The sequence below is a fragment of the Azospira sp. MPR-LB4 genome (assembly GCF_058809525.1).
Genome location: NZ_CM179521.1, coordinates 2,049,629 through 2,070,636 on the forward strand (window position 1 = coordinate 2,049,629; position 21,008 = coordinate 2,070,636).

Annotated in this window: 26 protein-coding genes; 14 read left to right on the top strand and 12 right to left on the bottom strand. The window is 68.2% G+C overall.

From position 1 onward, the window contains the following. Nucleotides 1-22 precede the first annotated feature (22 nt). From nifE to AC3QLZ_RS09660, 8 genes are all read left to right on the top strand, one after another. Nucleotides 23-1,480: a nitrogenase iron-molybdenum cofactor biosynthesis protein NifE gene (nifE, locus tag AC3QLZ_RS09625; protein ID WP_014235661.1), complete on the top strand. Its 1,458-nt coding sequence runs from the start codon at nucleotides 23-25 to the stop codon at nucleotides 1,478-1,480. Then, the gene (gene nifN / locus AC3QLZ_RS09630) at nucleotides 1,473-2,858 is read left to right on the top strand and encodes a nitrogenase iron-molybdenum cofactor biosynthesis protein NifN (protein ID WP_014235662.1); all 1,386 of its coding nucleotides are present in this window, start codon (nucleotides 1,473-1,475) and stop codon (nucleotides 2,856-2,858) included. The genes nifE and nifN overlap by 8 nt, the downstream gene beginning before the upstream one ends. A 22-nt stretch (nucleotides 2,859-2,880) precedes the next feature. Beyond that, on the top strand, nucleotides 2,881-3,309 hold the full coding sequence (gene nifX / locus AC3QLZ_RS09635) for a nitrogen fixation protein NifX (protein WP_014235663.1): 429 nt from the start codon (nucleotides 2,881-2,883) through the stop codon (nucleotides 3,307-3,309). Next, entirely contained in the window at nucleotides 3,302-3,772 is a 471-nt protein-coding gene (locus tag AC3QLZ_RS09640; RefSeq protein ID WP_014235664.1) for a NifX-associated nitrogen fixation protein, read from the top strand. The genes nifX and AC3QLZ_RS09640 overlap by 8 nt, the downstream gene beginning before the upstream one ends. Nucleotides 3,773-3,925: 153 nt before the next feature. After that, on the top strand, nucleotides 3,926-4,123 hold the full coding sequence (locus AC3QLZ_RS09645) for a CCE_0567 family metalloprotein (RefSeq protein ID WP_014235665.1): 198 nt from the start codon (nucleotides 3,926-3,928) through the stop codon (nucleotides 4,121-4,123). Between the two features lie 8 nt (nucleotides 4,124-4,131). Next, the gene (locus tag AC3QLZ_RS09650; protein WP_014235666.1) at nucleotides 4,132-4,512 is read left to right on the top strand and encodes a hypothetical protein; all 381 of its coding nucleotides are present in this window, start codon (nucleotides 4,132-4,134) and stop codon (nucleotides 4,510-4,512) included. Nucleotides 4,513-4,533: 21 nt separating this feature from the next. Next, nucleotides 4,534-4,833 carry a ferredoxin III, nif-specific gene (fdxB, locus tag AC3QLZ_RS09655; RefSeq protein ID WP_014235667.1) on the top strand — a complete coding sequence of 100 codons (300 nt, stop codon included), beginning with the start codon at nucleotides 4,534-4,536 and terminating at the stop codon, nucleotides 4,831-4,833. Between the two features lie 26 nt (nucleotides 4,834-4,859). Beyond that, nucleotides 4,860-5,285, top strand: a complete 426-nt coding sequence (locus AC3QLZ_RS09660; protein WP_014235668.1) for a nitrogen fixation protein NifQ — start codon at nucleotides 4,860-4,862, stop codon at nucleotides 5,283-5,285. On the opposite strand, the gene AC3QLZ_RS09665 is transcribed toward AC3QLZ_RS09660, so the two are convergent. The 3 genes from AC3QLZ_RS09665 to AC3QLZ_RS09675 all read right to left on the bottom strand — a co-directional run bounded on the left by AC3QLZ_RS09665 (nucleotide 5,253) and on the right by AC3QLZ_RS09675 (nucleotide 8,017). Beyond that, nucleotides 5,253-6,701, bottom strand: a complete 1,449-nt coding sequence (locus AC3QLZ_RS09665; protein ID WP_014235669.1) for a tetratricopeptide repeat protein — start codon at nucleotides 6,699-6,701, stop codon at nucleotides 5,253-5,255. The genes AC3QLZ_RS09660 and AC3QLZ_RS09665 overlap by 33 nt on opposite strands. 180 nt (nucleotides 6,702-6,881) lie before the next feature. Then, complete coding sequence (locus tag AC3QLZ_RS09670) at nucleotides 6,882-7,223, bottom strand: zinc ribbon domain-containing protein YjdM (protein ID WP_014235670.1); 342 nt, start codon at nucleotides 7,221-7,223, stop codon at nucleotides 6,882-6,884. Nucleotides 7,224-7,588: 365 nt separating this feature from the next. Further along, a complete protein-coding gene (locus AC3QLZ_RS09675) occupies nucleotides 7,589-8,017 on the bottom strand; it encodes a TOBE domain-containing protein (RefSeq protein ID WP_014235671.1) in 429 nt (142 codons plus the stop codon). 213 nt (nucleotides 8,018-8,230) lie between these two features. Here AC3QLZ_RS09675 and AC3QLZ_RS09680 point away from each other — a divergent pair, with 213 nt between their 5' ends. The 6 genes from AC3QLZ_RS09680 (at nucleotide 8,231) to modD (ending at nucleotide 13,296) form a co-directional block, all read left to right on the top strand. Then, nucleotides 8,231-9,049: a TOBE domain-containing protein gene (locus tag AC3QLZ_RS09680; protein WP_014235672.1), complete on the top strand. Its 819-nt coding sequence runs from the start codon at nucleotides 8,231-8,233 to the stop codon at nucleotides 9,047-9,049. Between the two features lie 45 nt (nucleotides 9,050-9,094). Continuing rightward, on the top strand, nucleotides 9,095-9,874 hold the full coding sequence (modA, locus tag AC3QLZ_RS09685; RefSeq protein ID WP_014235673.1) for a molybdate ABC transporter substrate-binding protein: 780 nt from the start codon (nucleotides 9,095-9,097) through the stop codon (nucleotides 9,872-9,874). Between the two features lie 125 nt (nucleotides 9,875-9,999). Then, on the top strand, nucleotides 10,000-10,680 hold the full coding sequence (modB, locus tag AC3QLZ_RS09690) for a molybdate ABC transporter permease subunit (protein WP_014235674.1): 681 nt from the start codon (nucleotides 10,000-10,002) through the stop codon (nucleotides 10,678-10,680). After that, a complete protein-coding gene (gene modC / locus AC3QLZ_RS09695; RefSeq protein WP_014235675.1) occupies nucleotides 10,670-11,767 on the top strand; it encodes a molybdenum ABC transporter ATP-binding protein in 1,098 nt (365 codons plus the stop codon). Before modB ends, modC begins: the two co-directional genes overlap by 11 nt. A gap of 213 nt (nucleotides 11,768-11,980) precedes the next feature. Continuing rightward, nucleotides 11,981-12,367 carry a NifB/NifX family molybdenum-iron cluster-binding protein gene (locus tag AC3QLZ_RS09700; RefSeq protein ID WP_014235676.1) on the top strand — a complete coding sequence of 129 codons (387 nt, stop codon included), beginning with the start codon at nucleotides 11,981-11,983 and terminating at the stop codon, nucleotides 12,365-12,367. A 38-nt stretch (nucleotides 12,368-12,405) separates the two neighbouring features. After that, nucleotides 12,406-13,296 (top strand): ModD protein, encoded by an 891-nt coding sequence (modD, locus tag AC3QLZ_RS09705; RefSeq protein ID WP_014235677.1) that lies wholly within the window; start codon nucleotides 12,406-12,408, stop codon nucleotides 13,294-13,296. Here modD and AC3QLZ_RS09710 read toward each other — a convergent pair. The 9 genes from AC3QLZ_RS09710 to AC3QLZ_RS09750 form a co-directional block, all read right to left on the bottom strand. After that, nucleotides 13,293-14,123, bottom strand: coding sequence for a TOBE domain-containing protein (locus AC3QLZ_RS09710; RefSeq protein ID WP_014235678.1), 831 nt, complete (start codon nucleotides 14,121-14,123; stop codon nucleotides 13,293-13,295). The genes modD and AC3QLZ_RS09710 overlap by 4 nt on opposite strands. A 168-nt stretch (nucleotides 14,124-14,291) precedes the next feature. Then, nucleotides 14,292-16,208, bottom strand: a complete 1,917-nt coding sequence (locus AC3QLZ_RS09715) for a sensor domain-containing diguanylate cyclase (RefSeq protein WP_014235679.1) — start codon at nucleotides 16,206-16,208, stop codon at nucleotides 14,292-14,294. Between the two features lie 81 nt (nucleotides 16,209-16,289). Then, nucleotides 16,290-16,769 carry a hypothetical protein gene (locus AC3QLZ_RS09720; RefSeq protein ID WP_014235680.1) on the bottom strand — a complete coding sequence of 160 codons (480 nt, stop codon included), beginning with the start codon at nucleotides 16,767-16,769 and terminating at the stop codon, nucleotides 16,290-16,292. Between the two features lie 19 nt (nucleotides 16,770-16,788). After that, the gene (locus AC3QLZ_RS09725; protein WP_014235681.1) at nucleotides 16,789-17,283 is read right to left on the bottom strand and encodes a hypothetical protein; all 495 of its coding nucleotides are present in this window, start codon (nucleotides 17,281-17,283) and stop codon (nucleotides 16,789-16,791) included. Beyond that, nucleotides 17,274-17,597: a (2Fe-2S) ferredoxin domain-containing protein gene (locus AC3QLZ_RS09730; protein WP_014235682.1), complete on the bottom strand. Its 324-nt coding sequence runs from the start codon at nucleotides 17,595-17,597 to the stop codon at nucleotides 17,274-17,276. Before AC3QLZ_RS09730 ends, AC3QLZ_RS09725 begins: the two co-directional genes overlap by 10 nt. A 9-nt stretch (nucleotides 17,598-17,606) precedes the next feature. Next, nucleotides 17,607-18,062: a ferritin-like domain-containing protein gene (locus AC3QLZ_RS09735; RefSeq protein WP_492783243.1), complete on the bottom strand. Its 456-nt coding sequence runs from the start codon at nucleotides 18,060-18,062 to the stop codon at nucleotides 17,607-17,609. A gap of 241 nt (nucleotides 18,063-18,303) precedes the next feature. Further along, on the bottom strand, nucleotides 18,304-18,591 hold the full coding sequence (locus AC3QLZ_RS09740) for a ferredoxin family protein (RefSeq protein ID WP_014235684.1): 288 nt from the start codon (nucleotides 18,589-18,591) through the stop codon (nucleotides 18,304-18,306). Between the two features lie 16 nt (nucleotides 18,592-18,607). Further along, complete coding sequence (locus tag AC3QLZ_RS09745) at nucleotides 18,608-19,906, bottom strand: FAD-dependent oxidoreductase (RefSeq protein ID WP_014235685.1); 1,299 nt, start codon at nucleotides 19,904-19,906, stop codon at nucleotides 18,608-18,610. 12 nt (nucleotides 19,907-19,918) lie between these two features. Then, the gene (locus AC3QLZ_RS09750) at nucleotides 19,919-21,001 is read right to left on the bottom strand and encodes an electron transfer flavoprotein subunit alpha/FixB family protein (RefSeq protein WP_014235686.1); all 1,083 of its coding nucleotides are present in this window, start codon (nucleotides 20,999-21,001) and stop codon (nucleotides 19,919-19,921) included. Between the last annotated feature and the right edge of the window lie 7 nt (nucleotides 21,002-21,008).

Sequence of the window (21,008 nt, forward strand, 5' to 3'; positions counted from 1 at the left end):
GAAAAATTGTAGGAGAGCCGACATGAGCGCGTTGCAACAGAAGGTGGCCAGTGTCCTGGAAGAGCCGGGTTGCGCCACCAACCAGGCCAAGGGCGAGAAGGAACGCAAGGCGGGCTGCAAGAAGCAGCTCACTCCGGGCGCCGCTGCCGGCGGCTGTGCCTTCGACGGGGCCAAGATCGCCCTGCAGCCCATCGTGGACGTGGCCCATCTGGTACACGGCCCCATCGCCTGCGAAGGCAATTCCTGGGATTCGCGCCATACCCTCTCCTCCGGCTCCCATATCTACCGCACCGGCTTCACCACCGACATGAACGAGATGGACGTGGTGTACGGCGGCGAGAAGAAGCTCTATCGGGCCATCAAGGAAATCATCGACAAGTACGACCCGCCGGCGGTCTTCGTGTACCAGACCTGCCTGCCGGCCATGATCGGCGACGACATCGAGGCGGTGTGCAAGGCCGCCGCCGCCAAGTTCGGCAAGCCGGTGATCCCGGTGAACGCCCCCGGCTTCGTCGGCAGCAAAAACCTGGGCAACAAGCTGGGCGGCGAGGCCCTGCTGGACTACGTCATCGGCACCCGGGAGCCCGAGTACACCACCCCCTGCGACATCAACCTGATCGGCGAATACAACGTGGTGGGGGAGTTGTGGCAGGTGAAGCCCCTCTTCGACGAGCTGGGCATCCGCATCCTCGCCACCATCTCCGGCGACGGCCGTTACAACGACATCGCCACGGCCCACAAGGCGCGGGCCGCCATCATGCTGTGCTCCCAGGCCCTGATCAACGTGGCGCGCAAGATGGAAGAACGCTACGGCATCCCCTTCTTCGAGGGCAGCTTCTACGGCGTCTCCGACATGTCCGACGCCCTGCGCAAGATCAGCGCCCTGCTGGTGCGCCAGGGCGGCCCGGCGGATCTGCCGGAACGGGCCGAGGCCCTCATCGCCCGGGAGGAGGCCAAGGCCTGGGCCCGACTGGAGCCCTACAAGGCGCGCCTGAAGGGCAAGCGGGTGCTGCTGTTCACCGGCGGGGTGAAGTCCTGGTCCGTGGTCGCGGCCCTGCAGGAAGTGGGCATGGAAATCGTCGGCACCTCCATGCGCAAGACCACCGCCAACGACCGGGAGAAGGTGAAGGAAATCATGGGCACCGACGCCCACATGTTCGACGAGCTGCCGCCCCGGGAGATGTACCGGATGCTCAGGGACTCCCAGGCCGACGTGATGCTCTCCGGCGGCCGCTCCCAGTTCGTGGCGCTGAAGGCCAAGACCCCCTGGGTGGAGATCAACCAGGAGCGGCACCACGCCCTGGCCGGCTACGACGGTATCGTCAATCTGGTGGATGAGATCGACAAGGCCCTCTACAACCCGGTGTGGCAGCAGGTACGCCAGCCGGCCCCCTGGGAGCGGCCCGACTGGGAACAGGACCTCGAAGAATGGCAGTCCTGTAATCAGGAAGAGTGCGCAGGCGAGGTGTGCCATGGCTGAGGTCAAGCACAGCAGGAAGGCCTGCGCCGTCAATCCGCTGAAAATGAGCCAGCCCATCGGCGCCGCCCTGGCCTTCCTCGGCATGGACCAGGCCCTGCCCCTGCTGCACGGCTCCCAGGGCTGCACCGCCTTCGGCCTGGTGCTCTTCGTCAAGCACTTCCGCGAGACCATTCCCCTGCAGACCACGGCCATGAACGAGGTCACCACCATCCTCGGCGGCCTGGAGAACGTGGAGCAGGCCCTGGTGAATATCCACAAGCGGGCTGCCCCGGCCCTGGTGGGCCTCATCTCCACCGGCATCACCGAAGCCAAGGGCGACGACGTGGACGGTTTCCTCCAGCTGATCCGGCAGAAGCACCCGGAACTGGCGGACATGGAGGTGGTGTTCGTCTCCACCCCGGACTTCGCCGGCGCCTTCCAGGACGGCTGGGGCAAGGCGGTGCTGCGCATGGTGGAGACCATCGCCAAACCGTCGAATGTGCGCCGGCCCTGGCAGGTGAACATCCTGCCCGGCTGCCACCTCACCCCCGGCGACATCGAGGAGGTGAAGGAGATGGTCGAAGCCTTCGGCCTCACCCCGGTGGTGCTGCCCGACCTCTCCGGCTCCATGGACGGCCACATTCCCGAGACCTTCCTGCCCACCACCCTGGGCGGCACCCGGCTCGACGAACTGCGCAGCATGGGCGAGTCGGCCTACACCCTGGTCATCGGCGAACAGGGCCGGGCGGCGGCGGCAAAGCTGAAGGACATCGCCGGCGTGCCCTACACCGTCTTCGACCGGCTCACCGGTCTGAAGCCCTGCGACGACTTCCTGGCCCTGCTCTCCCGCATCGCCAACACCGAGGTGCCTCCCCGCTTCAAGCGCCAGCGCAGCCAGCTGCTGGACGCCATGCTGGACGGCCACTTCCACTTCGGCAAAAAGAAGGTGGCGGTGGCCGCCGAGCCGGACCTGCTGTACGCCCTCACCACCTTCCTCACGGAGATGGGGGCGGAAATCCAGGTAGCCGTCACCAGCACCGAATCCCCGCTCCTCAACCGGGTGCCGGCGGACGAAGTTCTGATCGGCGACCTGGAAGACTTCGAGCAGGGCGCCGTCGGCGCCGACCTGCTCATCACCCATGCCCACGGCCGCCAGGCGGCGGCGCGGCTGGGCATCCCCTTCTGGCGCTCCGGCCTGCCCACCTTCGACCGCCTCGGCGCGGCCCACAAGGTGAGCGTGGGCTACCGGGGCACCCGGAACCTGATTTTCGAGGTGGGCAATGTCTTCATTGAAAACCTGCACGAAGCCGTCCCCGACGATTTCCGGCCGACCGCCGAACCCGCCGCCAGCTGCGGCACCGGCTGCGCGCACGGTGCGGCGGCTGTCGCTTGTCACTGAATCAACCAAGGAAGGTGCCGCCATGAGCAAACCGCTGAAAGTCGCATTCGCCACCGAGGACCTGCAACAGGTGGACGCCCACTTCGGCTGGGCCCGCAACATCGCCATCTACGACATCACCGCCGACAGCTCGACCCTGGCCACCGTGGTCCGCTTCGAGGGAGACCTGAAGGAGGACGGCACCGAGGACAAGCTGGGAGCCAAGCTGGAAGCCATCCAGGACTGCGCCATCGTGTACGTGGCCGCCATTGGCGGCTCGGCGGCAGCCCGGGTGGTGAACATGAAGATCCACCCGGTGAAGGTGCCCAATCCGGAACCCATCACCGCCATCATCGGCAAGCTGCAGGCCGTGCTCAAGGGCACCCCGCCGCCCTGGCTGCGCAAGGCCCTGATGAAGAATCAGGAACGCAATTTCGACGACGCCCTGGAAGAGGAAAAATCCCATGTCTGATTCAGCTGTCTGCACAACTTTTGCCATTGCCGACTCCCCCTTCCTCTCCGAGCTGGTCAAGCAGCTGCGTTCCCAGGACAGCTACGGCCACTGGGACGGCAAGAGCGATGTGGAAGTGGTGGGTCCCTACGTGCTGGACAAGGAGGCCCGCAAGGCCATCCCCATCATCGACGACCCGGACCCGGAAGTGTTGTGGCGCCTGGAGCTGTACTACAACGCCATCGGCCTGGCCATCGAGCGCCAGAGCAAGGTGATGTGCGCCCCCATGATCAAGATGAGCCACGAGGGCTTCGGCCGCGTGGTGCTCATCGCCGGCCGCCTGGTGGTGTTCAACAAGTACCACCGGGACGTGCACCGCTTCGGCTTCGACTCCCTGGAAGCCCTGGCCGAACAGGGCGACAAGATCGTCAACGAAGCGGTGGCCATGATCGCCCGCTTTGGCGAGGTGGCGAATTACGGTTGAAAGGCTTTAGCCACAGAGGACACAGAGAGCACAGAGGAATTCCGGGCAGTAGCGGCGGCAATATGGATCGTCAAACCCCCCGGCGTTTCCGCTGCGATGTTTTCCCCTCTGTGATCTCTGTGCCTTCTGTGGCCACGATTTAAGGAATCCCCCATGAGCGACAACCCCGAAGAACTGAAGGCCCAGATCAAGAAGCTCTCGGCCCAGGCCATGACCTGGAAGATGAACCTGCACGACCTCTCGGAGGAGCTGCCGGTGAACTGGGAAAACATCATGGAAACGGCCCAGAAGACCCACGACGCCTACGCCGCCCTCACCGCGGCGCGGCAGCGCCTGGCCGAGCTGGGCTAGGAGGAATCGTGGAACGCCTGCCCGACCTGACCCGGGACGAGACCTCCTGGCGCCGCGAATGGCAACGCTACCTGCCGGCGGACTACCGGCGGCGCACCGCGGTGCCCATCCGCTTCGAGCGGGAGGCGGACCTTCAGGCCGGCGGCGTGCGGGTCATGGGCTTCGACCGCTGGGGCGAGAACTGCTTCTACCACCACGTCTATGAAGTGCCCGCCCCCATCGTGGACGACGAGGAAGGCGCCTTCCAGGAAGCCCGCTGCTACGGCCAGTCGGTGTTCGCCTGGCGCCTCGCCGGCAACTGGCTGGTGTGCACCCGGGAGCACGGCGCCGCCGGCGCCTGCCGCCCGGAGCGGCGCCACTACGCCCTGGCCGCCACCCTGCCCCGCTGAATTTTTCTACAAGGAGCCATCATGTCTGTCTTCAGCGTCACCCTGCCCTCCGGTGTGGAGTGGATTCCCAACTTCGTGCAAAGCATCGACGACGAAAAGTGCATCGGCTGCGGCCGCTGCTTCAAGACCTGCGGCCGGGACGTGCTTTCCCTCATGGCCATGGACGACGAGGGCGAACTGATCGCCATCGACGACGGCGACGACGACGAGTACGAGAAAAAGGTCATGACCGTGGCCCACCCGGAGAACTGCGTCGGCTGCGAGGCCTGTGCCCGCAACTGTTCCAAGAAGTGCATCAGCCACGCCCCGGCCAAGGCCTGAATCCCGTTCCGCCCCGAGCCGCCGCCATGGACGCCGCCCACTACCTGGCCCTGATGGACCTGGGCCGTCTCACCCGCCTGCCCCGGGCCCGGGACGACGAGTACGAGGACCTGCTGGCCCTCCTGCTCGACCATGGCAGCGGACCGGAGAGCCGGCCCCTGGCCGCCGCCGTGGCCAAGGGCTGCCTCGGCGACAACCACCTGTGGCAGGACCTGGGCCTGCCCCACCGGCAGGCCCTGTCGGACCTGCTGCGGGAACACTTTCCCCGGCTCTTCGCGCGCAACACGGGCAATATGCGCTGGAAAAAGTTCTTCTACCTGCAACTGTGCGAGCAGGCCGAGATCCGCGCCTGCCGCGCTCCCTCCTGCGGCGTCTGCGCCCATCTGGCGGAGTGCTTCGGCAACGAGGACGGGCCGGCCCTAGGCACCCTCTCCGTGAGCGCCCACCTCTAGGGCAGGGGTCCCGCTGTCAGGAGTTGCACCGTCAGCCCAGGCCGCCAGTTCCCCGGCCACCCGGGACACCACCTCGTCCCAGTCGCCCCGCCGCTCCTGGCGGAACAGGCGCATCACCCCCGGATACCAGGGCGAATCCTGGCGCCCTTCGAGCCAGCGCCAATCGGTCTTGTAGCGGGGCAGCAGCAGCCAGCAGGCCACGCCCAGGGCCGCCGCCAGATGGGCCACCGCCGTATCCACCGCAATCACCAGATCCAGGTTGGCGATGAGGGCCGCCGTGTCGGCGAAGTCCGTCAGCTCCGAGCCCAAGGCGGCGATGCGCATGCCGGCCGGGGTCCACAGGGCCTCTTCCTCCGCCTCGCCCTTCTGCAGGCTGACCAGGGCGATGCCGGGCACCGCCGCCAGGGGCGCCAGGGTCCACAGCCCGGGCAGGGAGCGCTCGCCGTCGTTCTCGAAGCGGGGATTGCCGCGCCACGCCAGACCCACCCGCAGGCCTGCCGCCGGCAGGCGCAGCCGCCAGGCCTGGCGTTCAGGGGCTCCGACCTGCAGATAGGGCAGGGCGGCGGGAATGCTGTCCACCCGGGTGGCGAAATGGCGGGGCAGGCTCATCAGGGGCACCCAGGCATCCCAGTCGCCCCGGGCGGCAGGCAGGTCGGCCAGGGGAATGACCCGCTCCACCCCCGGCAGGGCGGCGAAGAGGCGTACCAGGGCCGGCTGGCAGACCAGGCTGAGACGGGCGCCCCGGGCCCGGAGCAGGGGCAGGTAGCGGCAGAACTGGATCATGTCCCCATGGCCGGCCTCGCACAGCACCAGCAGGTGGCGCCCCGCCGGCGCCTCGCCGTGCCAGCGCGGGCAATGGGCATGGGCCGCCAGTTCCCGGTACCAGGGCCGGGCCTCGAAGCACTCCCAGCCCGCCTCGTAGCGCCCCTGGCGCAGCAGCAGGTAGGCCAGGTTGATGTGGGCCGACGGCCGGTCCGGCTCCAGGCTGAGGGCCTTCAGCAGGCAGCGCTCGCCCTGGGCGAAATCCTCCAGGCAGATGCAGGCTGCCCCCAGATTGACCCAGGCCGCCGCCGCCCCGGGCAGCAGGGAGAGGGTCTGCAGGCACACAGGCAGGGCCTCCTCGGCCCGCCCCCGGGACAGCAGCAGGCCGCCCAGGTTGAGCCACACCGGCCCCAGGCCGGGATCTTCCGCCAGGGCGCGGCGGTAGGCGGCCTCGGCCTCCGCCCAGGCGCCCCGTTCCTCCAGCACATAGCCCAGGTTGGCCCGGGCCCGGGTCAGCTGGGGCGCCAAAGCCAGGGCCTGACGCAGATGGGCCTCCGCCTCCTCCCCCTGCCCCGCTTCCAGGCAGGCGATACCCTGGTGGTAGCGGCGTTCCGCCCGGGCGGCTGCGCTGGCGGAAATGGGGGGCAAAGTCATGGCAGCGGCGGCGGACCCTGACGGCGGGCGCCGTAAGTATGGCGATGCGGCGAATTTAGGGGCGCTCCCCGTTAAGTAGCTGACGGCCTCGGTAAAAGAATGTAAAGCCGCAAAAACAAAGGCCCGCCGGAGAGGCGGGCCTTGCTGCGGCGGGACCGGCGCTGCCGGTGCCTATACGACTCAGACCTTCTTCAGGAAGCAGGCCTTGAGCATGAAATTGCCCTGGTCCAGCTTGCAGTCCACCTCGTGGTCGCCGCCACTCACCAGACGGATGCTCTTCACCTTGGAGCCCTGCTTGAGGACGATGGAGGAACCCTTGACCTTTAGGTCCTTGATCAGCACCACGGCGTCGCCGTCGTTGAGCACGGTGCCGTTGGCGTCCTTGATCACGGCGTCGGCTTCCTCTTCCGCCGCCGCACCGGCCTGGGGCCATTCAAAACCGCAATCGGCGCAGACGTAGTTGTCGCCGTCCGGGTAGGTGTTTTCCAGGGTGCATTGGGGGCAGGCGGGCAGGTTGGACATGGGGTTCTCCAGTTAACAGGGACGGGATTTTAACCGATCGCCGCCCTCCCCCGCCCAATCACCGGCATGCAGAAGGAATTCCGGCCTCCCGGCATCCGCCATCCGTACTATGATCCAGACAGTGCCGGCATCGCGCCGGCACCCTCATTCAAGGAGCAAACATATGGGCAGCAAGGACAAGAAGAAGGAATCCAAGGGCAAGAAGCCCCAACCCAAACCGGCAACCTGCCGCGCCTGATCCGGCGCACCCGGAGCAAATTTCCCCCAAAGGGGAAGCGGCCAGCACTCCTCGCCGCAGGAGTCGATGCCGCAAAATAGAAAAGCCGCCCACGGGCGGCTTTTTCCTTTTCTGCTGGCCGAAAAACTCAGGCCGGCACGCCCAGCACCACGTGACTGGCCTTGATCAGGGCGGTGGCCGGGCTGCCTTCCCTGAGGCCCAGTTCGGTCACCGCCTCGTTGGTGACCACGGCGTGCACCTGGGTGCCGCCGGCCAGGGCCAGCACCACATCGGTGTTGATGGCGCCCCGGGAAATTTTCTGCACCGTGCCCTTGAGCTGGTTGCGGGCGGAGAACCTCACCTCGCCGTCGTCGGCCATGAGGATGACCCAGGGCGCCTTGACCAGGGCGAAGGCTTCCTTGCCCAGGGCCAGGCCCAGTTCCCTGACGCTGGCCTGGGTGACGATGGCGACCAGCCGGTCACCGCCGTCGGTGGTGATTTCGACCTCGGTATTGATGGCGCCGGCCGTGAGGGCGCTCACCTTGCCGGAAAAGACGTTACGGGCGCTGGTCTTCATGCTGAACTCCTTTTTGATCCGGGTTATTTTCAATTGCGCTATTTACTACATAATATCGCGCATGGTTCTTGCGTGATGAAGCGCAGTCTAGGTCGTTCCGTTGCATAAATTCAACCATAGCGCTGCAAATCCCCGCGGTGGTGCATCAATGATCGCCCGCGCACCAGAATGGCTATGTAGTTTTGTATATTTCGTGACAAGGAAGAGGCTGTGATGTCCCAAAATCAACAGAAGCTGGTGGGCAAGCTGGCCCTGGAAACCGAGTTCGGCCCCTTTCTCGGCGACACCCGCATCCGCCTGCTGGAGGCCATCGACACCCACGGCTCCATTTCCCAGGCGGCCAAGGCCGTGCCCCTCTCCTACAAGGCGGCCTGGGATGCGGTGGATGCCATGAACAACCTGGCCGACGAGGCCCTGGTGGTGCGCAGCACCGGCGGCCGCCACGGCGGCGGCACCCTGCTGACAGACTACGGACGCAAGATCATCGCCCTCTACCGGGCCGTGGAGCAGGAATACCAGGGCGCCCTGGACCGCCTCGCCGGCCATATGGCAGAAATCAGCGAGGGCGACGTGCGCCAGTTCCAGTCCCTGCTGCGCCGCCTCTCGGTGCGCACCAGTGCCCGCAACCAGTTCGTCGGCAAGATCGTCGGCCTGCGCGACGGCGGCGTGGATTTCGAGGTGCGCATCGCCCTGGATGAATCCACCGAGCTGGTGGCCATCATCACCAGGGAATCCTCGGAGAACCTGGAACTGGCCCTGGGCAAGGAGATCTGCGCCCTGGTCAAGGCCTCCTCCCTGATGCTGCTGACCGAGGGCGCCGGCCGCATCACCGCCCGCAACCAGCTGTGGGGCGAGATCAGCCACATCCACGACGGCCCGGTGAATGCCGAGGTCACCCTGACCCTGCCCGGCGGCAAGACCCTCACCGCCGTGGTCACCCACGGCAGCATCGAGTCCCTGGAACTGGTGCCGGGCAAGAAGGCCTGCGCCTTCTTCAAGGCCTCCAGCGTGATCCTCGCCGCCACCGCCTGATTCCCGCTTTTCCCAATCCCCTTTCACGACCTTCGGAGAACCGCCATGACCCTGCCCCGCCGTTCCGCCGCCATCCTCGCCACCGCCCTCCTGGGCGCCTTCGCCGCCACCGCCGCCCAGGCGGACGAGGTGCAGGTGGCCGTGGCCGCCAACTTCACCGCCCCCATGCAGAAGATTGCCGCCCAGTTCGAGAAGGACACGGGCCACAAGGCGGTGCTGTCCTTCGGCGCCACCGGCAAGTTCTATTCCCAGATCAGGAACGGCGCCCCCTTCGAGGTCTTCCTCGCCGCCGACGACGAGACCCCGGCCCGACTGGAAAAGGAAAACGGCATCCTGCCCGGCAGCCGCTTCACCTACGCCATCGGCAAGCTGGTGCTGTGGAGCGCCAAGCCGGCCATCGTGGACAACCAGGGCGAAGTGCTGAAGAAGGGCGGCTTCGATCATCTCTCCCTGGCCAATCCCAAGCTGGCCCCCTACGGCGCCGCCGCCGTGGAGACCATGAAGGCCCTGGGCGCCTACGACACCCTGGCGCCCAAGTTCGTGCAGGCCGAGAACATCGCCCAGGCCTACAACTTCGTCGCCACCGGCAACGCCCTGCTCGGCTTCGTCGCCTATGCCCAGGTGCTGGACGAGCACGGCCAGCTCAAGGGCGGCTCCGTCTGGCTGGTGCCGGGCAAGCTGTACAGCCCCATCCGCCAGGACGCCGCCATCCTGGAAAAGGGCACCGTCAACGGCAAGGCCAAGCCCGCCGCCGAGGCCCTGGTCAAGTATCTGAAGGGCGACAAGGCCAGGGCTGTGATCAAGACCTACGGCTACGACCTCTGAGTCACCCCCTTGGGCCGGGCGGGGCGCCAGGCGCCGCCCCGGCCCCCTTTTGCGCCGGCTGCCACAATCACCACCTGCACCGCCCTTCGGCCATACTTACCTGACCCGACTGCCCCACGCCGCCCATGCCCTTCGGTCCCGATGATTGGAACGCCGTCCTGCTGACCCTCAAGCTGGCCGGTACCACCACCCTCCTCCTGCTGCTCTTCGGCACGCCCATCGCCTGGTGGCTGGCCCGCACCCGCTCCTGGCTAAAGGGCCCGGTGGGGGCCGCCGTGGCCCTGCCCCTGGTGCTGCCGCCGACGGTGCTCGGTTTCTACCTGCTGGTGACCCTGGGCCCCAACGGCCCCATCGGCCAGCTGACCCAGTCCCTCGGCCTGGGCCTGCTGCCCTTCACCTTTCCCGGCCTGGTGCTGGCCTCCGTGCTCTACTCCATGCCCTTCGTGGTGCAGCCCCTGCAGCAGGCCTTCGAGTCCCTGGGGGAACGGCCCCTGGAGGCGGCCGCCACCCTGCGGGCCTCGCCCTGGGACACCTTCTTCTCGGTAGTGCTGCCCCTGGCCCGGCCCGGCTTCGTCACCGCCACCATCCTGGGCTTCGCCCACACCGTGGGCGAGTTCGGCGTGGTGCTGATGATCGGCGGCAATATCCCGGAAAAGACCCGGGTGGTCTCGGTGCAGATCTACGACCACGTGGAGGCTCTGGAATACACCCAGGCCCACTGGCTGGCCGGCGGCATGCTGGTCTTCAGCTTCCTGGTGCTGCTGGCCCTCTACGGCAGCAAGGCAAGGAGCCGCCATGGCTACTGAAATGCCCAACGACGATCAGGCCATTCGCGCCCGCTTTCACATCGCCTACGGGGAATTTTCCCTGGCGGCAGACCTGACCCTGCCGGGCCGGGGCGTCACCGCCCTGTTCGGCCACTCCGGCTCGGGCAAGACCACCCTGCTGCGAGCCATCGCCGGCCTGGAGCGCCACCCCGGCGCCTACCTGGAGGTGAACGGCGAGGTGTGGCAGGACGGCGACCACTTCCTACCCACCCATCGTCGCCCCCTGGGCTATGTCTTCCAGGAGGCCAGCCTCTTTCCCCACCTCAGCGTCGAGGCCAACCTGGACTTCGGCCGCAAGCGCCTGGCCGCCGCCGAACGGCGGGTGGACCTGGCCCAGGCGGTGGAACTGCTGGGCATCGGCCACCTCCTGGCCCGCCGCCCGGACAAGCTCTCCGGCGGCGAGCGGCAGCGGGTGGCCATCGCCCGGGCCCTGCTGGCCTCGCCCCGGCTGCTGCTCATGGACGAGCCCCTGGCCGCCCTGGACGGCAAGCGCAAGGCCGAGATCCTGCCCTATCTCACCCGCCTGCGGGAGGAGCTGGACATCCCGGTGCTCTACGTCACCCATTCCCCCGATGAAGTGGCGCGCCTGGCGGACCACCTGGTGCTGCTGGACAACGGCCAGGTGGCGGCCAGCGGCCCCCTGGCGGAAACCCTGGCCCGTCTCGACCTGCCCACGGCGGTGAGCGACGACGCCGGCGTGGTGGTGGAAGGCCTCGTGGCCGGCCACGATGCCGCCTACCACCTGCTGGCCCTGGATTTCCCCGGCGGCCGGGTGCAGGTGGCCCACGGCCCGGAAAACCCGGGCAAGCGCCTGCGCTTCCAGGTGCGGGCCCGGGACGTCAGCCTCTCCCTCTCGGAACGGGACGACAGCTCCATCCTCAACCGGGTGCCGGCCACGGTGGCCGCCATCGCCGACGCCGACACCCCGGCCCACGTCCTGGTACGTCTGGAAGCCGGCGGCACGCCCCTGCTGGCCCGCATCACCCGCCGCTCCCGGGACCAGCTGCAACTGCAGCCGGGGAAAAACGTGTGGGCCCAGATCAAGGCCGTGGCCCTGCTGGCCTGAGGGCTGCACGGCTGGCGAAGGCGACCGCCAGGCCGCGACTCGGGTTTTCTGCAGGCGCTGCCCGCAACGGCAAGCGGGACGCCACTATTCAGCATGGCATCGTCGAGAAGGCCGTCCCTTCTGCCTCCCAGACCGGCCCTTGCAAGGAAGGCGAAGCGGTACGGAATTCGCTCTGAAGAGCCATCCGCCTCCCTTTGTAGGATTTCCGACACCATGAAAATCGCCATCGCCGCCAAGGATTTCGCCACCGTCTCCAGCCATGCCGGCCAGGCCCGCCAGTGGCTGCTCTACGACTGCCGGCCGGGTGCGCCCCTGCCCGCCGGGGAACGCATCGAGCTGGCCAAGGAACAGGTCATCCACCACTTCGACGACAACGGCCCCCATCCCCTGGACGGGGTGGAAGTGGTCATCGCCGCCAGCGCCGGCGACGGCTTCATCCGCCACATGGCCAAGCACGGCGCCCAGGTGCTGCTCACCGGCGAGACCGACCCGGCGGCGGCCCTGGCCCGGGTGCTGGCCGGCGAGGTGCTGCCCGACACACGTTTCGACCCGACCCTGATCCTGTGCAAGCTGAAGGACCTGCTCACCTCCCGCCACTAGCCGCGCCCCCGGCGCGGCGCCAACGACGAAAGCCCGCCATGGTTGCCGCCGCTCCTCTTTCCCATCCTCATTCCCCCTCCGCCACGCCTGCGGTCGACACCGACTGTGTCCTCGGCGACGCCGACCTGACCCGGCTGCTGGCCGACGACGTACCCCACGGCGACCTCACCACCGCCGCCCTGGGCATCGGCCCCCAGGCCGGCCGCCTCGACTGCCGGGCCCGCCAGCCCATGACCCTGTGCGGCGTCGAGGAGGCGGTCCGCCTGCTGACCCTGGCCGGCTGCGCGGCACGCCCCCTGGTGGCCAGCGGCGAGGCCCTGGCCGCCGACGCCCCCATCCTGGAAGCCCAGGGCAGTGCCGCCGCCCTGCACCGGGCCTGGAAAAGCGCCCAGGTGCTGCTGGAATGGAGCAGCGGCCTGGCCAGCGCCGCTACCGAACTGGTGGCCGCGGCGGCGCCCCTGCCGGTGGCCTGCACGCGCAAGACGCCGCCGGGCAACAAAGCCCTGGCGGTGAAAGCGATGCGCTGTGGCGGTGCCGTCATGCACCGCCTGGGCCTCTCCGAGTCCCTCCTGCTCTTCGCCGAGCACCGCCGCTTTCTCGCCGAGCCCCCCGCCGCCACCGCGGCCCGGCTCCATGGCGCCCTGCCGGAGCACAAGCTGGCGGTGGAGGTGCATAGCGCCGAAGAGGCCCTGGTCTGGGCCCGGGCCGGCGCCGAAATCCTGCAACTGGAGAAATTCAGCCCCGCCGCCGTCACCGCCTGCCGCGACCTGCTGGCCAGCCACGAGCTCCGCCCCATCCTCGCCGCCGCCGGCGGCATCCACCCCGGCAACGCGGCGGCCTACGCCGCCAGCGGCGCCCGCCTGCTGGTCTCCTCCTGGCCCTACAGCGCCCCGCCCCGGGACGTGGCGGTGAGCCTGGTGCTGGTCTAGCCGACGAGACCCAGCAGCACGGCCGAGGGACGGAAGGCGATCCAGGCCGGCTGGCCCGGGGCGAAGGGTTCGGCCAGGTCGGCGCCGGCGTTGGCGACGCCGGTGAGGCCGTGGCCCAGGTCCACCACGATCTCCCGCCGTTCGCCGCTTTCCTGGATGCGCTGGACGATGCCGCCGAGGCGGTTGTAGTCGGCGTAGTCACTGCCTTCGCCGCTGCCCAGCACCAGGGTGGCCGAGGCCTTGACCAGGGCCACCAGTTCCTGGCCCGGAGCCAGGCCCAGGCAGCGGGTACTCTCCGGGGTGACGCTGGCCCGCAGCAGGCGACCACCGGGCAGGGCCAGCAGCACCTGGTCGAGCAGGGGCCCCTGCTCCACCGCCTGCACCCGGCCGCAGAACTGGTTGCGGGCGCTGGTGCGCACCGCCACCCGTTCCAGCAGTTGCAGATCCGCATCGAAATGGCCGCCGCAGCGCTGGCGCAGCAGTTGCCGTTCCTCCGCCAGTGCCACCAGCACCATGGCCAGGCGCCGGCCCCGGGGCGTCAGGCGCAGGCGGCCACTGCCTTCCCCACCATCCTCTGCCTCCCATTCGGCCAGGCGTTCGCCGGCCAGATTGTTCAGTTCCTCGGCGGCGCGGCGGGCCTCCCCGGCGGCCTCCGCGCCCACCGCCAGGGCGTCGGCCACGGCGGCCCGCTCCAGCCAGGCCAGACGGTCGTGGCCGGCGGCCACGGCAAAGGGACCGGGAATACCCGCCACCGGGTACAGGCGCAGGGGCGCGACCCGGTCGGGGCTGAGTTGATCGGCAATGTCGCTAACGGGCTGGTCGTTCATGGCGGCTTTCCTTCGTTATTTTTCGAATATATAACGATTAGCAAAGCCCATGCCGGACAAGGACTTAGGGGAATTTCCCGGCAATGGCGGGAATGGGGGCGCCCCGGGGCCGGGTGCCGGGCCCCGCCTTGGGTCGCCCGGAGGACCCCGCGCCCCAGGCCAGTGCGCTCAGGCAGCGGGGGGCTGCCAGCCTTCCCAGGCCAGCCGGTCCCGGCCGCCGGCCTTGGCGGCATAGAGGGCGGCATCGGCCCGGTGCATCATGGCCTCCAGGTCGTCCCCCGGACCGGCCAGGAGGGAGGCTCCGATGCTGACGCTGAAGGACAGTTCGCCCTGGGCCAGGGGCAGCCGCACCTGGCGCACCGCCTGCAACAGGCGCTGGCCCAGCTGGTGGGCCCCGGCCGGCGGCGTCTGCGGCAGCAGCAGGCCGAATTCCTCGCCTCCCAGGCGGCCGAAGACGTCGCTCTGGCGCAGGCCGCCGCCGATGGCACGGACCAGGGCCTGGAGCACCTGGTCGCCCACCGGGTGGCCGTGGCTGTCGTTGATGTTCTTGAACTTGTCCGCATCGAGGATGAACAGGGCCAGGGGGTGATCGTGGCGCCGGGCCAGGGCCACCAGGCGCTCGGCCTCGGCGGTGAAGGCGCGGCGGTTGAGAATGCCGGTGAGGCCGTCGGTGGTGGCCAGGCGCTGCAGCTCCTCTTCCACCGCCTTGCGTTCGCTGATGTCGCGCAGGATGCCGACGAAAACCCGCCCCCCCGCCAGTTCCGTGCTGCCGATGCTCACTTCCACCGGGAATTCGCGGCCGTCGGCGGCGCGGGCCAGCATCTCGCGGCCGTGGCCGGCCCCATCGGCGGCATGGCCGGCGGCCGCTTCCGCCAGCAGGGCGCGGTGGATCGGCACCGTCTGCTCCGGCATGAACTCCTCCACGCTGCGGCCCAGCAGTTCCTCGGCGCGGAAACCGAAGAGCCGCTCCGCCGCCCGGTTGAATTCCAGCACCCGGCGTTCCTGGTCGAGGACGACCACCGCGTCCATGGCGGTGTCCATGAAGGTGCGGGCCTGGGCCTCGCGCTGGCGCAGTTCCGCGGTGCGCTGGGCCACCCGGGCCTCCAGGCCCTGGTTGGCTTCCCGCAGGGCCTCCAGGGCGCGGCGGCGGCGCAGCAGTTGGTGGTAGGCAAAATAGGCCAGGGCCGCCAGGCCAATGTTGCTGCCCAGGGCGATGACCCAGTAGCTGGGCAGGCTGTCCCGCCACGGCGCCAGCACCCGGGCCTCGTCAGCGGTGGCCACCACCAGCACCGGGTAGCGCTCGGAGCGGGCAAAGGCGCCGGGCCCCACCACGTCGCCGATGACCCGGCCGTTGTCGAAGGGGCCGTGGGGTGCCGCCAGGATGGCGCGGGCCAGCCCCGGGTCGGCCAGCCAGTTGCGTTCCAGGCAGTCGGGACCCAGGGGCAGGCAGGCCAGGGCCCGGCCGTCTTCCAGCAGCAGGTGCAGGGCGAAGCCGGGGGGCAGGTCCTCGTCTTCCAGCAGGCGGCGCAGCTGCTCCGGGTTGATGCCGCCTGCCACCACGCCGAGGAGGCGTTCGCCGTCGTTCTCGACGCGGCGGCTGACGGGGACGAAGGGCTCGTTGGAGTGGGGCGAGCGCTGGGCCGGGCCGATGTACAGGCCCATCTCCCAATGACGCAGGGGGAGCTGGTAGAACGGCCATTGGGAGACGTCGTCCACGTCGCTGGCGGGGAAGCGGTCCGACAGTTCGGCGATGCGGCCATCGGTCCCGGCCAGCATCAGCCAGTTGAGGCCCGGGGTGATGGCGTGGCGGCGCAGCAGCAGACGGTGCAGGTAGAGATCGGGCCGGCGGGAGAGGCCGCCGTGGGCACCAATGGCCTCGCCGATGCCGGACAGGGTGCGGTCGTAGGTATCGAGCAACTGGTCCATGCGGCCCAGCAGCACCTTGGCGCTGGTGTGCAGGGTGGCGTGGGCCCGGGCCAGGGTTGCCTGCCGTTCGTCCTGGGCCAGGAAGTACAGGCGCAGGTCGATGCCGCATACCAGCAGCAGCACCAGGGCGATCCAGCGCCAGCTTTCCTTGATGGCCATAAGACGTCTTCCCGGGAGTGGTTTTTGAGGCCAGTCTAGGGGAAACGGGGGCAAATTACAGCCCGGGGAAAACCACGGGCGCTACCCGGGGGATGCCCGGGGAAAAGCCAGCACCGTGGCGGCACCGGGCTGCACCCACTGGGCCGTCAGGGCCTCCATCCAGCGCACCAGGGGACGGGCCAGGTAGGCCGGCAGGGGCACCCGCTGCAACTGCCCGGACCACAGCCCCAGCCAGGACTGGCGCAGCCCTTCGTCCAGCGCCAGGGGGCCATGGCGGCCCCACAGGCGGACCCAGGCGATCACCGCCCGTTGCCGCTGGCGGCCGGCCAGGCCGTGCACCACCAGCTCGGCCAGTTCGCCGGCGAGATCGGAGAACTCATCCACCTCCAGCTGCCATACCGCCGCCAGGGGCCCGGCCTGGAGGGCTTCCGCCAGGCGCAGGCAAAGCCAGCGCAGCTCATCCTCGCCGACGGCGGCGACGATGCCGGGCAGGGGCGGCGGCAGGTGCAGTTCGGGGCAGGCCGCCCGGGGCGGCGCCTGGCTGGCCGGAGCAGGAACCATGGACGCGCCGGGCCGCCCTTTAAGCCGTCGCCGCGGCCACCGCCCGGACCGGGCCGGCGCCGATGCGATCCTCCGGGTCCAGGCGCTGCAGCTGGTCCAGGTAGGCCCGGGCTTCCTCCGGGCGCTGCTGGCGCAGCAGGGTGAAGGCCAGGGCCTTGAGGGAGAAAAGATAGAAGCGGGGCGCCGCCGCCAGGGGCTCGGCGAAGCGGGCCGGGGCCGGCGCATCCAGGGGAAAGCCGGCGGCCTGGGCGCTGGCCGCCAGGCCGGCCCGCATCCACTGTTCCGCCGCCTCGAAGTGCTGGCGGTAGAAGTGGAACTTGTACAGGGCCAGGTACACGGCGAAGTGGAAGGGAGACTGGTGATGGGCCCGGAGGATGAGGAACTCGGCCCGCCGTTCGTCGTCGCAGGCGGCGGCTTCGTGCAGCAGGGCCGCGGTGGCAGCGGGGAGGTCGCCGCAGTAGCCGGGGATGCTTTCGCCGCCGGCCGGGTCGCCGTCTTCCAGATCTAGTCCCATACTCCGGCGGGAGCCCGCAGCCGTTCCAGGGGCTCGTCGAATTCCAGATGCTGGTCGAAGATTTCCCCGGCGTCGCCGGGCTGCACGTGCTGGTACAGCACCCCATCCGGGTAGACCAGGACGTGGGGGCCGCCGTCGCAGGGGCCGAGACAGCCGCAGGCGGTGACGGCAAAGCGGTCGAAGGCGTTGCGGCCGCCCAGCTCGTTGAGGAAGGCCTGCATCACCGCCTGGCCGCCGCTCTGCATGCAGCTGCCCCGGGGATGGCCGGGGGGCCGGCCCTGGGTACAGACGAAAACGTGCTTCTTGGGTTTCATGGCGCCTCCTCAGGCGGGAAATTTGGCGATGCGTTTTTCCAGCTCGGCCACGTGCTCGCCTTCTTCGGCGGCGAATTCCTCGGCCATCAGCTTGACCCGGGGATTACGGGTGGTGGCGGCAATGCCGGCGTAGAAGGCGTAGCTGCGCTGCTCCCCGTCAAGGGCCAGGGCCAGGGCGGAGGGCACGTCCATGAAGGCATCCACCCCGGCCCAGGCGGCAGTCTCCGGGCTGGTGCCGTCGGGCCACTGGTACTCGTGGGCCTCCAGCTTGGGCGGATGGCGGAAGCCGCCCCGCTCCGTGGCCTCGGCCAGATGCAGGCGGGAGTAGTGGGCCATCTGCTCGAAGAAGGCGGCCACTTCCGGATCGCCCAGGGTTTTCATGCCTTCGGCCAGCTCCTCGTAGCGCCGGGCGGAATCCCGCTCCAGGGTGATGGCGTGGGCGAGGAACAGATGAATGTCTTCCATTTTTGCGCTTTCTTTTTTAGCCACAGAGGGCACAGAGATCACAGAGTAAAGTCAAAACCGGCTGCCGCGCGGACCAATAAGGACGCCATTCTCCGGCACCGAACGGCTGCAACGACCGCCCCTCCTGGGTCCTACGGCATGGCTCATTTCAATCCAAACCTGGATAAAAATCCGCAGGAAACTCTGTGTTCTCTTTACCCCCTTGGGGGTGTGCCCTCTGTGGCAAAGGTTCTAACAGCCCTCAACCAAACTTGAAGAGGATGCCGAAACCGCCCCGGGGCCATTCCCATTCCAGGTTGCGGTGTTCGTCGCAGATGATGCGGCAGGTGCCGCACTCCAGACAACCGTCGGAGATCAGCACCACCTTGCCGTTGCCCTCCTGGGTGTAGCAGCCGGCGGGACAGCACACCGTGCATTGCTGCTCGGCGCACTTGTGGGTGCACAGCTCCGGGTTCTTGATCTGGATGTGGGGACGGCCCGAATCGACCCGGTAGCGGTCCTGGAACAGTTTCTCTTCGACTTTCAACATGGTCATGTCCTCCGGGTTATTCCATGGCGCGCCAGAACTTGAAGGCGTCGCCGATCAGGCCAAAGACGGAGCGGGAGGCGATGAAGCTCTTCTTGATCTCCTTTTCCTTGGTCTTCTTGTCCACCCCGTCCACCCGGATGATGGTCTGGGCCGCCTTCGACAGCAGGGTCGGGTAGGTGGTGAAGAACTGGTTGTTCTTGTGGAAGATGTCCGGCATGCGGCGGTACTTCTTCAGGTCCTTCATGACGAAGCTGTCGTCCAGCTTGGCCTTGTACTTGGAAAGGTTGGGGGCGGTGAAGGCCTTGCCCGCCTGCTTCAGCTCCACCAGGGTCTGGGCCGCCAGCATGCCGGTAGTCATGGCCAGGTTGGAGCCTTCGCGGTGGATGCCGTTCACGAACATGCCGGCATCCCCGGCGATCAGCCAGCCGTCGCCATAGACCTGGGGCACGGCGTTGTAGCCGCCTTCGGGGATCAGGTGGGCGGCGTATTCCTTCATCTCGCCGCCTTCGATCAGGGGGGCGATGGAAGGATGCTTCTTCATCTTGTCCAGCAGCTCGTAGGGCGTGGTCTTCTGCTTCTTGAAGTCCGACAGCATGCAGCCGATGCCGAGGGTGATGGATTCCTTGTTGGTGTAGAGGAAGGCGGTGCCCATCATGCCTTCGGAGATGGTGCCGGCCATTTCGATGACCACGCCCTCTTCCTCGCCGATGTTGAAGCGGGCCTCGATGGTCTCCTGGGGCAGGAAGTGGATTTCCTTCACCGCCAGGGCCACATCCTTGGGCTTGATCTCGGGATGGAAGCCGGCCTTGGTGGCCAGGCGGGAATTCACCCCGTCGGCCAGGATCACCGCGTCGGCGTAGATTTCGCCGCCCTTGCGGTCGGTCATCACCCCCACCACCTTCTTGCCGTCCAGCAGCAGCTCGGTGACGGTGGTCTCGCAGATGGTGAGGGCACCGACCTCCCGCGCCTTCTTGCTGAACCACTGGTCGAAGTGGGCGCGGATGATGGTGTAGCGGTTGTAGGGCGGCTTGTTGAAATCCTCGGAGCGGTAGTTGGTGCCGACATAGGAATTGTCGTCCAGGATCCACACCCGCTGCTCGATGAGGTGGCGCTCCAGGGGGGCGTCGTCGCGGAAGTCGGGAATGATCTTCTCGATGGCGTCCGAGTAGAGGATGGCGCCCTGCACGTTCTTCGAGCCCGGGGTTTCGCCCCGCTCGATCTGCAGCACCTTGAGGCCGCCCTTGGCCAGGGTGTAGGCGGCGGCGTTGCCGGCCATGCCGGCGCCGACCACGATCACGTCAAATTTTTCAGCCATGGTGTTCTCCTGTTAGCCGGCTTTTTTGGCTTGCGCCAGGTGGGCCTTGAAGGCTTCGGTCAGCGCCGGAAGGATGGTCATGGCGTTGCCGACGATGCCGTAGTGGGCGAAGTCGAAAATGGGGGCGTTGGCATCGGTGTTGATGGCGATGATGACGTCGGCTCCGTCCATGCCCACCCGGTGCTGGATGGCGCCGGAGATGCCGGCGGCGATGTACAGCTTGGGTCGCACCGTCTTGCCGGACTGGCCCACCTGGCGGTCCAGCTCGGCCCAGCCGGCCTGCACCACCGGACGGGAGGCGCCCACCTCGGCCCCCAGGACCTTGGCCAGGTCCCACACCAGCTGGAAGTTCTCCGGCTTCTTCAGGCCCCGGCCGCCGGAGACGATGATGTCGGCGAAGGGCAGGTTGGGCTTGTCCCGGGTGTCGTCGGCGATGAACTCCAGCACCTTGGTGACGATGGAGGTCTCGACCATGGAGAAGGGCACCGTGACGATCTCGCCGCTACGGCTGCCGTCGGCTTCCGGCATGGCCATCACCCGGGGGCGCACGGTGGCCATCTGGGGCCGGTGGCGCTGGGTCATGATGGTGCAGAGCAGGGAGCCGCCGAAGGTGGGACGGGTGGAGGCCAGGTTGCGGGTCTCGGTCTCGATCACCAGTTCGGTACAGTCGGCCACCAGGCCGGTGCCCAGGGTGGTGGCCACCGAGCCGGCCAGGTCCCGGCCCAGGGTGGAGGCGCCGAGCATGAGGATTTCCGGCTGGTAGGTGTTCACCAGATCGGTGAGGGCCTTGGTGTAGGGCTCGTTGCGGTAGTCCTTCAGCACCTCGTCCTGCATCAGGTAGCACTTGTCGGCGCCGTAGGTGAAGGCCTCGCCGCAGATGCCGGCACCGCGTTCGCCGGGGCCGCACATGACCACGCCGCACAGCTGCACGCCGAGGGCGTCGGCCAGCTTGCGGCCCTCACCCAGCAGTTCCCAGGAGACCGGATGCACTTCGCCGCGCTCGCTCTCGACGACCACCCAGACGTGCTTGTAATTGACGAAGCGGGGGTCCAGTTCGACCTTTTTCTTCGCCGGCTTTTTCGGTTGTTCGCTCATGGCTGTT